This is a genomic window from Paenibacillus sp. FSL R7-0313 (assembly GCF_037969885.1).
Classification (GTDB): domain Bacteria; phylum Bacillota; class Bacilli; order Paenibacillales; family Paenibacillaceae; genus Paenibacillus.
The window spans coordinates 4,166,136-4,179,376 of record NZ_CP150219.1; the positions used below are offsets into that span (position 1 = coordinate 4,166,136).

A 13,241-nucleotide genomic window follows, 5' to 3' on the forward strand; every position below is an offset into this window, starting at 1 on the left:
GGGCTCCTGCACAATACGATGTACGGTGATGAACAGCTGAAACAAGGGAGGAAACAGACTATGGCTGTTGTTAAAGCCAACTCAGAGGACGTCAAGCTGCTGGCTAGGCTCATGAGGGCAGAGGCTGAAGGTGACGGCGAACAGGGTATGTTGCTTGTGGGCAATGTAGGTGTGAACCGGGTGCTGGTGGATTGTCTAGACTTTAAGGATATTCGCGATATCAATCGTATGGTATTCCAGAATCCAGGAGGCTACGAGTCAACACAGAAGGGTTACTTCTACCAACGGGCGAGGCAATCCGAGATTCGTCTGGCACAACGGGTGATCAATGGAGAGCGCATCTGGCCAGCGAGCAATGCGTTATGGTTTTTCCGACCTGTGGGCGACTGTCCACCAACGTGGTATGACCAGCAGAATACAGGACGTTTCAAAGCACATTGTTTCTTCAGTCCGACAGGCGATGACTGTCCGGAAGTATATTAAATTTTGGGAGGAATCATCATGATTAATCAGCCTTATCAACCAACAACTCAAACACTGGGTCAGCAAGCGAATTCCGTGATGGGTCAACAAGCCAATTCTCAGGTTCAAGGTACGTCTTACAAAATTGGTAACGGAATGCCTGCCATGTCACCAACGCCAGGGATGGTATCACCAAGCTCGACAAGTGTACCCCCACTCGTATCCAGTGGAAGCCCAATGACACCAACGGGTGCAGTGATTACAACAACGGCTCCACAGTTTGAGCAGTCATACATTGAGAATATTTTACGTCTGAACCTTGGTAAATTCGGTACGTTCTACATGACATATGAAGGCAATAAAGAATGGAACGCTCGCATATTCCAAGGTATTATTGAAGCAGCGGGCCGTGACCATATTATCATCAGTGACCCTAAGACAGGAAGACGGATCATGCTGTTGATGGTCAACTTCGACTATGCTACATTTGATGAGCCGTTGTTGTATCAATATCCAGGAGTGGTAGGCAATTACCCGCAAGCTCCAAGCAGATAATCATTGGCACCTCATCATTTTGATTGATAACTGACATGTCTACACATACTGATATACTTTGCTGTCCTGAATGTGGAGGTAATCCGCAGACAGGACAGCTTTTTACATAAACATATATACGAAGGTTACTATAGGTTTAGAGTCATACGTAACCTTTTGGCGATAACATGGCACTTATACATGAATAGAACAAGCAGCATGCTTATATGAAGGGAGTCCATAGCATTGAATTCATGGATTGAAGGAGCGATGAAGGGCGAACCTGAAGCTTACGCACAACTGATGTCTCAATATCGCGGGATGGCTCTTGCTGTTGCCTATCACCGACTGGGGGATACGTTTTGGGCTGAAGATGTCGTACAGGAGGCGTTTACTGAAGCCTTTGGCAATCTGTCCAAGTTGGAGGACTCGGAGGCTTTTCCCGGGTGGTTCAAGGTGATCGTGGAGAGGCAGTGTTATCGCTGGCTAAGACGCAAGCAACATACCATGATTCCAGTTCAGGAGCTGGAGCATGTATTCCATGAAGAGGATCAGGCGCATAATCCGGAAAAACAAGCGGTGCAAAACGAAATGCATCGTACGCTGCGTGATTCTATTGCAATACTGCCATCATCGATGCGGATTGCTGTTGAACTGTTTTATTTGGAAGGATACTCGCTCAAGGAAATATCGGATTTCCTCGGGGTCAAGGTACCTGCATTAAAGAAAAGACTGTTCGATGCCCGATCCAAACTCAAGCGCTCTATGCCTGTAAGGGATCTGGTCTCTGTATTCAGTGACTTGTATGAAGGGGGAAAAGGATTGTTACACATTATGAATGGGGATCACGCTGCCAATCGTTTAAGAGAGAGTGGAATTCAGGGAGACATCCTGGTATGGAGAGAATTGTACACGTTTGGACCGGTAGCCAAAGATATGAAAGATGCAAAGGAGCGGAAGAATCGGGCATCCGTATTAGAGCGGCAGTTGGGCATTTCACAGACGGAATACTTGAAGATTGAGGAGCTTGAGCGCAAGTTGCAGTCGTTTCAACAATATAAGGAAATTGTCTTATGGTTCGAATACGATCTCTATGATCAGACGATGTTATCGTATCTTTTACATTATTTCAGAGGACAAGCACTCCAGAATACGAAACTGAATCTGCTCTGTATTGACTCGTATCCAGAGATTGAGCACTTTAGAGGACTGGGACAGCTTACCTCCACACAGATTAAACGTCTGTCCGGCAGTTGGCATGTGATTGAGAGAAACGAGTTACAAGCCGGTGCACAGTTCTGGGAAGCCTATACGTCGACTGATTTCCGGCATCATCTGGATTACTTGCAGGCAGATACTTCTGCGCTACCCTTTGCGAAAACTGCCTTTAAGGCACATTTGTCCCGTCTGCCATCTGTATCGAACGGTCTGGGACTCATTGAGCAGACAACACTGGAGACTATTAGAGCAGGTGTGGAGCATCCGTATCCATTATTTCGCGAGGTAGGGGACAAGCTGCATATTCTCGGGATGGGTGATCTTGAATACTGGGCACATCTGAGGCGGATGACAGAAGGACCTCATGCACTTCTTCAGATGAGCGGTGCAACCACTTTCCCTAATTTCAAGCAGCATGATGAAAAATTCCGTGACGGAGTCCTGTCGCTAACGGAACTCGGAATTCAGGTGTTGAACGGTGAAGTCGATTGGGCACTCCTGAAGCAGGATGAATTCTGGATCGGTGGATTGCATAACGAAAGCGGGGAACGAGCGAAGTGGCGCTGGAATCCCGCTTCGGAAACCGTAGCGGAGATTGAATCGACATCTTAATCGGCGGTAGGATTTAAGAAAATAACAGTATTGCAAAAAGAGAGTATCCAGCCATGCGAAAGCATGAGCGAGGGTGCTCTCTTTGGTTAGTTAAGAATTAGTTGTGATTCTCAAAATGATTTTTCCTTTTTTAATAGTTGTTTGACTAGATGCATACCTATACAGTAGACTGTACATATTACAGTTTACTGTATAGGTATAAACTAAAGTGTAAAGGAGTGAGTTTATGAATCAGTACACTGCAAAGCGTATCTCAGAAATTCTTCAAGAAGATGATACTAAGATGAATCTGAGGACGGTTCGGTACTATACACAAATAGGCATGATTCCTCCGTTAGAGTTGGTAGGAAATAAAAGAGTATACACCGATAAACACATTCATTATTTTCGAGCAATTATAACTTTATCTAGAACTGGTGAAAACTTATCATCCATCCAAGAAAAATTAAATTCTCTTTCTTTAGAGGAAGTGGAAAAAATCGGCCAATTGATGAGTTTATATAGTCCAGACCGTGTCTTGGAAAACGAAACTCTAACAATAACAGATGATGTTTCAATTACATTAAGTCCTCGAGTTTCAGCCGAATTAAAACAGAAGGTAATTGATTCTGTTTCACAGGTTTTGAAGGGGGGAATTTAATGATGCTTAATTTACGGCTGGCTAAAAAAAAGATGGAAAAAGAAGAAGGAATGAATCATTTATGGATTGAGCTCACCCATACCAATAATTTATTTGAAAATGCAATATTACGTATTCACCTCCCAAATGGTCTTTATCGAGGATTAAATTTGAATGGGAATTTTGAAACAGAAACAGGTGAAATAAAATTAGTGTCACAAGATAAAGACGTATTTATTGAGTTTTATACACAGTCGAGAATAGATTGTGATGAGGCATTGATTAATGTGGAATTATGTTATCAAAGTAGTCATCTAAATTGGAAAGGAATAAAACAGGACATAACAGTTCGCTTTGTAGACGAGGAAGATGTAGATGATGAGCATATCGATCATCAAGTCATTGAACGAGTGATGAGACTCGAAATTAATTCGTCTAGCAAGGCTGGCTCAGATAAGGAATTATTAGTTATCAGACCAAGAACGTATCAAACAAGAGACAGTGAATATGCTTATCTTGAAAAGGACTATCGAATAAACTACTAGTGGAAGAGAGCGCTCAACGTATTTTACGAATGCGTAAACTTATTGATAATGTGATTGTAAAGCACAATAACAATGGGTAGGTGATTAAAAATGGACCGAGAGGCAATCGAATATTCCGTAGAATTCCAAGATTCTTATGGAATCATATACACTCGAGAATTGAGAGCTGAAAGTATAGCTGAAGCCAAAATTATCATTCAGAATAACTATCCTGATGTTATAGTTCGAGCAGTCACACGTATTACAGAAAATGAAAAGGAATAACTATCTGATGATCTGGAATTTAATCATTTATCAATACAAATACACACGTTGCAGAGGATTCAACTAGTGTAAAAATAAGAAGCATAACGGCGTATTTAGTAAAAATTATTTCCGTGAAAACAGCGTAATCGAGACTTTTGTTAAAGAAAAAAGGCGTTTGTGCCATTTCGTTGTCATAGGACACGGATTGACTGTGTAGTGTAGAATTATATAATAAAAGAAGCATATCTTTGTTATTCGACAGAACAAGGTGGAGGTGGAAGCATTGGGAAGTTGAAATTGCATATGAACGGCAGAATGGCTAATATCCTACATTTTCGAAGGAGGTGGACCTATTTGCCGAAGAATGACGGCGAATAGGATGAAAATTTGAGTGACCCCTTACCGAGTATTTTAAATTTAGTAATAATTGGTTTACTTGTATTAATGAATGGTTTCTTTGTGTCGGCGGAATTTGCGATGGTGAAAGTTCGTGGAAGTCGGATTGAGGCTTTGGTGGAAACAGGCAACAAAAATGCCATCTACGCTTCCAATATCGTACGTAATCTGGATGCATATCTGTCAGCTTGCCAACTAGGTATAACTTTGGCTTCACTGGGACTCGGGTGGCTGGGAGAACCGGCAATTGCACATCTGTTAGAGCCCGTGTTTACCGCATTTGGACTGGGACCAGTCTACGTTCATGGAATCTCTATTGCCATTGCATTTGTGATTATTACGATCTTGCACATTGTACTGGGAGAACTTGCTCCCAAAACGATGGCGATTCGAAAGTCTGAGACGATCACGTTGTGGTCTGCGGCTTTGCTAACGTTCTTCTACAAGTTAATGTATCCATTCATATGGGCACTGAACGGTATGGCTAACGGCTTGTTGAGACTGTTCCGAATGGCACCAGCTTCGGAGATGGACGACGCGCATAGTGAAGATGAATTACGTATTCTCATGAAAGAAAGCAATAAGAGCGGTTTAATTGATAACACTGAATTAGCACTTGTTGATAATATATTTGATTTTACGGATACAACCGCCCGTGAAATTATGATTCCGCGGACGGAAATGATCTGTCTGAACGCCAATGAGTCCATGCTGGAGAATCTGGAGATTGCCAGCGAAAGTATGCGAACAAGGTATCCGGTATATAACGGAGACAAGGATCATATTATCGGCTTTATTCACATTAAGGATCTGATGCGATCCCAACTCACGGATACTATCTCCGTAATCCGGCCCATCCTGGCTGTGCCAGACACCACGCTGATCAGTGATCTGCTCAAGCGTATGCAGCGTAGCAAGACACAGATTGCGATTCTGATTGATGAATACGGCGGAACCTCCGGGCTTGTCACACTTGAAGATATCATGGAAGAGATCGTAGGCGAGATTCAGGATGAATTCGACCAAGAACGTCCTGCCATTGAGCAAGTGGATGAGATGGAATACTCCATTGATGGATTGATGCTGATTGAAGAAGTCAGTGAACGATTTGGACTGGAGATGGACCGTGCTGATTACGATACCATTGGAGGCTGGTTATACTCCAGAGTAGATGCCATTCCACCTGAGGTCGGTCAATCGGTTGAGTATGGGGGTTATGTATTTGTCATTCAAGAGACAGAGCATAAGCGAATTTCCCGAGTAAATGTGATTAAGCTGGAACTGTTGGTTGAAGAAGAAGGCGCGTAGCCGGATCGAAATTGTAACGAATGAAGCTGTATGGTGACGTAATGGTCAACGTACAGCTTCTTTGCATACTCATGATTCTTTGGGTGCATGAATGACAATATCAGCATAACGGTTCTCCGTGACAAAGCTATTTTTGATATCAATTCGCTTATAAGTGACGTAAACATTCTCTCCAGGAGCGAGATCATGCTGGATATTCAGCTTTTTTCGAGTGGATTGTGTTGTTGTCGGTGTCTTAATGGTGATGATGTCATACATATCGACGAAAGTAACCTCGTAAGAATTGTAGTCCCCCACCTTAGTAGTGGATAACACCGGATTTTGCTTATATTGGGTTAGGTGATCATTCACCATACTAAGTGTTGCTGGTAACACATAAAACAGAAGTACCAGAGGCAGGAGGCAAAAAGCAATCCCGAAAACACGTAAAAATTTGACATGGGAAAGGGTTCGGCCGCTCTGCTTGAGGAAAAGAAAAGCAAGGATGGGGGACAGTACAAGTCCCCAGATCATAAAGGGCAATACATAGCGGTCAATCCCCATGCTTATCCAGCTTTCACGGGCTGTAGCCAATAAATATATTAAGGTCCCTGCGGTAAGCGCACTCACCAAGATAACAAGCCAACGTTTGAACGAGCCGGAAACTTCGATATGTAGTTCATTCGGATTGGAGCTGTGACGATGCCTTTTGGATTTGGATTGAAATTTACTCAAGTTATACACCTCATTTGCAAATCTTGTTGGTTAATATGGTTTCGTGTATCCATTACCCAATACATACGGGCTGGAATAATTTAGGTTTCAACCATGCTGGAGATGCATGCAAAGACAAAAGACGCTGTCGACAGAAACATCGGAGCGTCTAATTTTTTTTTTGAAACCTGTCACCTGATCCGTCCGTTTATACCCTTACACAAAATCAAGTATGGAAGCGGAGGATGGATCAATATGCGGAAAATGAAAACGAAGAGTGCAGCATCTATGCTAAAAATAACCCTTGTTGCCTTGGTAATGGTGCCAACAATCCTGGCTATACCTACGTCTGAACCAGCCGTTGCAAGCCCGATGATCAACGTGTCCTCTGGTGCCCTTACAGCTCCGCCACCGCCAGAACCATCCATCCATTCGCTTGCTACCACTCGAGAACTTGGACATATCTATCAAGCGGTCGGTGCACTCATTCCTGGGGGTGGATTATCGGCTATCGTCAATACCAAGACCATGACATATACAGCAATGAAGACACTTTCCGTAGATTATCGACTTGAGCGCTGGACAGGAACAGCATGGGTAACTTTTAAAACGAATTCCAACAATGCAACGAATACAAACTTACTGAATGCCGCATCGGATTGGACCGTTATGCCAGGATATTATTATCGCGTTACGAGTATTCATACAGCGTATGATGGAAGTACCACGGAAACAAGCAAACATGTCTCTGGCACCGTGTTATTCTGATCTTATCGACGGGTGCTGCCGGGAAACTTCTGCTCTTGAAAATCGTTGGCAATAGCGGTCATTTCTTCTTCCGAAAGGGTGCCAAACAGACTCATATTGTTGGAACCCATCATCCACTGAAAGGAGTTATAGGGTGGGCCGATATACATCAGTGCTTCCGAGCCATCCGCCAGCTTTACGGTGCTCATATCACGAAGCATGGCCCCTTCAATTTTCTCCCCAGGCATGACATAGACATAATCAAACTGGATGATCTCATCCTCTATGCTCTTGCCTTCACTGGTATATTGAACTCTCATTTGTGTGGACTCATAATAATCGTCTGGATTCACAGGGTTTTCAGTATCGAGCACGAGTTCGAATTTGACCTTGTTGAATCGCTCGGGAATGGCCTTGGATAACAGAAAGTCACCCATGAACCCTTCGCGTGCAATCTCTTCCGTAACAAGTACTGGACGAAATAGATGGCTCGATAACTCATACGAAGGCGTATTAAGAGCCTCTTCTTCTTGTACTTTAAGAATGTCGTCTAAGCTGGTTTCCGGTGGTGGAGGCGTTTTGGCTGTTGACGGATCAGCCCCCAGATGGGTCGTGCGATCCTCGATGACAATGGATTTCATGCCATTACCCCAATCCTTGATGGATTGCACAAATGGGGATACCGCTTGCGTACCAGACGGCAGGCTGAAAATAACGGCCCCGATGGTCACGGAAGCCGCAACGACAACTGAAAGTCGCAAGGTACGTATTCTTTTTTTGCGTAAACCGATTCTGTTAATTTCCCTGTGTACCTTCTGCCAGGATTGCTGCATGGATTCGGTATGGGAGGCGGAAGGGGCAGAGACGGCCTGATGGAAAGCTTCATCAAAAGCCAGGTCAAACGCAACGTCGAAATATTCGTCTTCCAGCTCTGAATCGAATCGCTCCACGTTTTTATCGGACTTGCCTTTGCTCAATGCTTCCACCCCATTCCTTATGTAATTTCTTCTTGATACTGCCACGGGCTCTGAACAAGCGTTGCTTCACAATGTCTTCGGAGGTATCCAGCAGTTCGGCCATTTCTCGGTAGGAGAGACCTTTTTTCCACCGTAACTCCACCAATACACGATATTCCGGTTTGAGCTGTCTGAGATAATATTCAATGGACTCTTCCATCATCTGCGTTTCTACCATGCTTTCCACGGAAGCTGCGGTCTGATTCATCGTCTCCATATCTATAAAAACACTATCCGTATCCACTTGGTTACGGTTATTTTTATTTTTTCTCAGATAATTAATAGCTGTGTTCCGCGTGACGACCTTGAGCCAGGCTTTCAGTTTGACCTCGTCTTCGAAAATGGGTTTGTTTTTAATGATTTTGATAAAAGCTTCCTGAATAATATCTTCTGCTGCAGCACGCTCCTTGATGATATAAACGATAAGACCATGTACCATATTATAATATTCATAATACACTTCTTCTTGAAGTGCAGAGCCTAAATTATGGAAATCTGAGGCTAGTAGTAACTGAAGCCGATTGGCCATGATGTTCTCCTTTCTGGTGAACAATCCACAAACATTGGTATCATTACATTTTACAACATAATATGGAAACGATACAATGGGAGGTTGGTCCGGGAAAAACCAGATGAGGGAAGTGTGTATAACATGCGGGAAAGTTTGCTGAAAATTAATAAAAGGCCGTCTCGCCAACCATGAATACATGGTTGCAAGACAGCCTTTTCGACTGTTCAGAGAGTATACATTACAGGAGATAACTCTCCGTGATCAGTTAGAATGCCCAGTCTCCCTTAAGGAAGATGGCTTCACGTTCGCCGTTTGCCGTGATACCGTAGATGTCCGTCTCGGCAGAGCCCATCATGAAGTCCACATGGGTGATGCTGGTGTTCATGCCACGAGCTGCAAGCTCTTCAGGAGACATCGTTTTGCCACCTTCGATATTGAATGCATAGGAACTGCCAATCGCAAGATGGCAAGACGCATTCTCATCATACAATGTAGTGTAATACAGGATGCCACTCTCAGAGATCGGTGAATGGAATGGAACCAAAGCGACTTCGCCGAGGTAATGAGATCCTTCATCCATCGAAATGAGTCTTTCCAGCGTATCCTGACCTTCTTCAGCATGAAAATCGATGATACGTCCGTTCTCAAATGTGAGTGAAAAACGATCAATGATACTGCCGCCATAGCTAAGTGGTTTGGTGCTGGACACTTTGCCATTTACGCCATGCTTGGCTGGAGCGGTGAATACTTCCTCTGTCGGAATATTCGCGACAAAAGGGGTGCCTTGCTCATTCACGCTACCCGCCTGCGCCCAGATATGACCTTCTGGAAGCTCGACAGTAAGATCCGTCCCTGGAGAGAGGAAATGCAACGCTTGATACTTCTTGTTGTTCAGGGCAACGGCTTTGGTCTCCAGTCGTTCAATATGCTGTTCCCAAGCCGCTACAGGGTCCTCCAGATCGGCTCTCACCGCAGCAAAAATGGCTTCCCACAGCTGGCTAACCTGCTCGGCTACCGGGAGATCCGGGAATACTTTGGCTGCCCAATCGGGGGAAGGACAAGCCACACCCGTCCAGCTCATTTTATCCGCCTGTTGATACTGACGGTACTTGGCCATCGCCTGACCAAATGTACGCTGATGGGTCGAGATCCGCTCAGGGTCAATACCTTTCATCAGGTCAGGGCTGGATGACAATACGGTCAGAAAGGCTGCATTATTGGCTGCCAGTTCTTCAAGCTCCGCTGCATGCCATTTCGGCGGCTCTTGGAAGGATTCCTCAGGGGCCATCTCAAACCGCAATCGATTGACGGTTTCATCTCCGTATTTTATAATCACCTGCTTGGCTCCAGCTTCATATCCCTTACGTACCAGCAAACGTACGAATTCAGCGGTATCAATCATAGCAGAGATGACAAATACTTGCCCTGGTTGCACGTTAGCACCTACTCTTACAGCCAGTTCAGCGTAACGATCCAGTTTTTGTTCAAAACTTAACATATGAGTTCCCTCCAATTGTTGAATTGTTGACACAGGAAAAGAGAGGAGTAATCTCCTCTCTCCTAAATCACATCAAACGGGATTAAAATGCCCAGTTTCCTTGCAGGAAGATCGGCTCTTCCGCACCTTCGGAGGTCACGCCGTGAATGTTCATTTCTCCGGATCCAATCATGAAGTCTACATGAGTGAGGCTTGAGTTCATGCCACGTTCAATCAATTCTTCTTTGGACATCGTTTTACCACCTTCCAGACAGAAGGCATAGGCATTACCAATCGCCAAATGGTTGGAGGCATTTTCATCAAACAAAGTATTGTAGAACAAAATATTCGTATCCGAAATTGGGGATTGATGTGGAACAAGGGCTACTTCACCCAGATAGTGTGCACCTTCATCCATCTCAATCAGGTTTTTGAGTGCATCGAGACCTTGATCGGCGGTATAGTCAACAATTCGGCCGTTCTCGAATGTTAGTGAGAAACCGTCAATCAGGTTGCCGCCGTAGCTCAGTGGTTTCGTGCTGCGCACTGTACCGTTAACACCCGTTTTCAGCGGAGCCGTGAATACTTCTTCCGTAGGCATATTGGCAATAAAGACATGTCCTTGCTCATTCACACTTCCACCGGATACCCAGATATGGCCTTCTGGAAGTTCGATGGTCAAGTCTGTGCCTGGAGCTGTATAGTGAAGCTTCTTGTATTTCTTGTTGTTCAGCAGATCAGCGCGGGAATCCAGGTTTTGCAAATGGGTTTTCCATTCGGCAACAGCATCCTGTTCACCGATCCGTACTGTTTTGAAAATGACATCCCACAGGCGGTCCACTTGTTGCGCTTCCGGCAGATCCGGGAACACTTTAGCTGCCCATTCAGGAGAAGGAACGGCTACGATAGACCAGCTGAATTTGTCAGCCATCTGATAAGAACGATATTTTTCGAGCGCTTTGCCGCGCACTTTTTGGCTGGTAACAATCCGTTCCTGAGGTACACCGTTCAGCAGATCCGGATTTTCAGCGATGACGTGCAGAATAGCGGCACCTTCTTCAACGAGTTCAGTCATTTCAGCTGCAAACCATTTTGGTTCAATGGAGAAGGCTTCATCAGGGGCAAGATCGTAATGAAGACGTGTAACAGTTTCATCACTCCAGTTTACTTTGACCAGTTTGGCTCCTTTACCGTAAGCTGCTTTGACAATCAGTCGTACAAAATGTGCTGCCGAGATTGGAGCGTTAACCACGAGTGTCTGTCCAGGATGGACATTGACACCGACTTGTACAGCCAGTTCAGCATATTGCTGCAGATTCGTTTCAAAAGTATTCATGCTATTTTTTCCTCCAATGTGATAATAATATCGTAGCTTGTTGGCTATTATAGTCCTCATTACAACTATGTAAGGACTCAGAATGGTTCCTTCATTGAATAAGGTATACGTTGCTACGTTATATATTGTACAATTAACCAATAATAATTACCAAACTAGGTTTACCAGAAATGTTGGAGACCGACTGTAGATGAAAGATTAAAGGAGAGAATGATAGTGAATATTGAAATTATAAGTGCTGAAATGCGCCGTGAAGGTGAAAAAGGATACGTGGGAAATACCGTTTACCGCACAGAAGGCGAAAAGTCAGTATATGAGATTACCTTCATGAGCAAGAACGGAAAAGATTGGGACTATAGCTTGCATTTCACGGAGCAATCTGGAGATGAAGATGAGTTACTTCGTATGGACGAGCTGCTTGAGAATGATGACGATCTGTACAATCAATTGCTCGATGCTGCTCTGGAGGCATTTCCGGCTTAACTGGCCGAGATGTTCTTGTTCTATTGTGTTGTGTCGATGACTATACTAGACGGTGTATGCCCGAAACAGGGTGTATACCGTCTATTTTATTGGAAATGTTGAATAGATGATCCAGAAAAGGGAAGTCTACGAGATGATGGAACCAGAGAGACAATCCGCCTAATGGGAGGTAACCGTGAATGGCATCTGACAATCTGATTACAGAAGGGTTGACGGGACTTGAAGAAGTCGCGCCCGATATTCTCAGTCTACGTACACTATTCGTTAATGTCGTGTTCATCGGAGAGCCAGGAAGCAGGAACTGGGTCCTCGTGGACACCGGAATGGCGAGGTTCACAGATCATATTGTTCAGGTTGCAACAGAGCGATTTCAAGGTCCGCCGTCTGCGATCATATTGACGCATGGCCACTTCGACCATGTAGGAACCGTTATTGAGTTGGAACAATTCTGGGGTGTGCCAGTGTATGCTCATCCGCTTGAAATTCCGTATTTAACTGGATTAAAAGATTACCCGCCAGCGGACCCTTCTGTAGGTGGAGGTCTAATGTCCAGGTTGTCATTCGCTTATCCTAATGAGGCAATCAATCTGGATGATCGGATATTCAGTTTACCCAAAGATCATTCCGTTCCAGGTCTATCAGGATGGGAGTGGGTGCACACGCCAGGTCATACGCCTGGACATGTGTCGCTGTTTCGAGAAGCAGACCGTTTGTTAATTGCGGGAGATGCAATCATCACAGTGAAGCAGGAGTCGCTGTGGAGTGTGTTGCTTCAGGACAAACAGTTGCATGGCCCACCTTCCTATTTTACAACCGATTGGCAGGCTGCTCATCAATCTGTCCAGCATATAAGGCATCTGGAGCCGAAACTTGCAATTACCGGGCATGGGCATGCTTTGAGCGGAGATATGCTGAGTGAATCCTTGAAGCGGCTTGATCTGGACTTTGAAGAGAGCACTGTGCCGGATCACGGCAAATATGTGGATTAATTGAAAACCAACATATGAAAGCAAGCAGAGACAGCCGCAGCGGATTGCA

Annotated in this window: 14 protein-coding genes; 9 read left to right on the plus strand and 5 right to left on the minus strand. The window is 44.6% G+C overall.

All coding sequences use genetic code 11. The annotated features are described in order from the left end of the window. The first annotated feature begins 60 nt into the window (after window positions 1-60). The 6 genes from NSQ38_RS18375 (at window position 61) to NSQ38_RS18400 (ending at window position 5,940) form a co-directional block, all read left to right on the plus strand. The gene (locus NSQ38_RS18375) at window positions 61-483 is read left to right on the plus strand and encodes a cell wall hydrolase (RefSeq protein ID WP_339783334.1); all 423 of its coding nucleotides are present in this window, start codon (window positions 61-63) and stop codon (window positions 481-483) included. 135 nt (window positions 484-618) lie between these two features. Continuing rightward, the gene (gerQ, locus tag NSQ38_RS18380) at window positions 619-1,017 is read left to right on the plus strand and encodes a spore coat protein GerQ (protein ID WP_235193948.1); all 399 of its coding nucleotides are present in this window, start codon (window positions 619-621) and stop codon (window positions 1,015-1,017) included. 225 nt (window positions 1,018-1,242) lie between these two features. Beyond that, window positions 1,243-2,826 (plus strand): sigma-70 family RNA polymerase sigma factor, encoded by a 1,584-nt coding sequence (locus NSQ38_RS18385; RefSeq protein ID WP_339783335.1) that lies wholly within the window; start codon window positions 1,243-1,245, stop codon window positions 2,824-2,826. Window positions 2,827-3,052: 226 nt separating this feature from the next. Next, window positions 3,053-3,466, plus strand: a complete 414-nt coding sequence (locus tag NSQ38_RS18390; protein WP_289389471.1) for a MerR family transcriptional regulator — start codon at window positions 3,053-3,055, stop codon at window positions 3,464-3,466. Continuing rightward, the gene (locus NSQ38_RS18395) at window positions 3,466-3,990 is read left to right on the plus strand and encodes a hypothetical protein (RefSeq protein ID WP_289389470.1); all 525 of its coding nucleotides are present in this window, start codon (window positions 3,466-3,468) and stop codon (window positions 3,988-3,990) included. Before NSQ38_RS18390 ends, NSQ38_RS18395 begins: the two co-directional genes overlap by 1 nt. Before the next feature lie 633 nt (window positions 3,991-4,623). After that, window positions 4,624-5,940: a hemolysin family protein gene (locus NSQ38_RS18400; protein WP_283945758.1), complete on the plus strand. Its 1,317-nt coding sequence runs from the start codon at window positions 4,624-4,626 to the stop codon at window positions 5,938-5,940. A gap of 69 nt (window positions 5,941-6,009) precedes the next feature. Here the strand turns inward: NSQ38_RS18400 and NSQ38_RS18405 are convergent, their stop codons facing one another. After that, window positions 6,010-6,654 (minus strand): hypothetical protein, encoded by a 645-nt coding sequence (locus NSQ38_RS18405; protein ID WP_339783337.1) that lies wholly within the window; start codon window positions 6,652-6,654, stop codon window positions 6,010-6,012. 234 nt (window positions 6,655-6,888) lie between these two features. On the opposite strand from NSQ38_RS18405, the gene NSQ38_RS18410 reads away from it, so the two are divergent. Beyond that, on the plus strand, window positions 6,889-7,401 hold the full coding sequence (locus NSQ38_RS18410) for a hypothetical protein (protein WP_339783339.1): 513 nt from the start codon (window positions 6,889-6,891) through the stop codon (window positions 7,399-7,401). 2 nt (window positions 7,402-7,403) lie between these two features. On the opposite strand, the gene NSQ38_RS18415 is transcribed toward NSQ38_RS18410, so the two are convergent. From NSQ38_RS18415 to NSQ38_RS18430, 4 genes are all read right to left on the minus strand, one after another. Continuing rightward, the gene (locus tag NSQ38_RS18415) at window positions 7,404-8,357 is read right to left on the minus strand and encodes a hypothetical protein (protein ID WP_339783341.1); all 954 of its coding nucleotides are present in this window, start codon (window positions 8,355-8,357) and stop codon (window positions 7,404-7,406) included. After that, the gene (locus tag NSQ38_RS18420) at window positions 8,335-8,925 is read right to left on the minus strand and encodes a sigma-70 family RNA polymerase sigma factor (RefSeq protein ID WP_338587152.1); all 591 of its coding nucleotides are present in this window, start codon (window positions 8,923-8,925) and stop codon (window positions 8,335-8,337) included. Before NSQ38_RS18420 ends, NSQ38_RS18415 begins: the two co-directional genes overlap by 23 nt. 247 nt (window positions 8,926-9,172) lie before the next feature. After that, window positions 9,173-10,405: an aminopeptidase gene (locus NSQ38_RS18425; RefSeq protein ID WP_339783343.1), complete on the minus strand. Its 1,233-nt coding sequence runs from the start codon at window positions 10,403-10,405 to the stop codon at window positions 9,173-9,175. 82 nt (window positions 10,406-10,487) lie between these two features. Then, window positions 10,488-11,720, minus strand: a complete 1,233-nt coding sequence (locus NSQ38_RS18430) for an aminopeptidase (protein WP_339783345.1) — start codon at window positions 11,718-11,720, stop codon at window positions 10,488-10,490. 210 nt (window positions 11,721-11,930) lie between these two features. On the opposite strand from NSQ38_RS18430, the gene NSQ38_RS18435 reads away from it, so the two are divergent. Both NSQ38_RS18435 and NSQ38_RS18440 read left to right on the plus strand, forming a co-directional pair. Next, complete coding sequence (locus tag NSQ38_RS18435; protein ID WP_339783347.1) at window positions 11,931-12,203, plus strand: hypothetical protein; 273 nt, start codon at window positions 11,931-11,933, stop codon at window positions 12,201-12,203. A 179-nt stretch (window positions 12,204-12,382) separates the two neighbouring features. Beyond that, entirely contained in the window at window positions 12,383-13,192 is an 810-nt protein-coding gene (locus NSQ38_RS18440) for an MBL fold metallo-hydrolase (protein ID WP_036673769.1), read from the plus strand. Window positions 13,193-13,241: the final 49 nt, after the last annotated feature.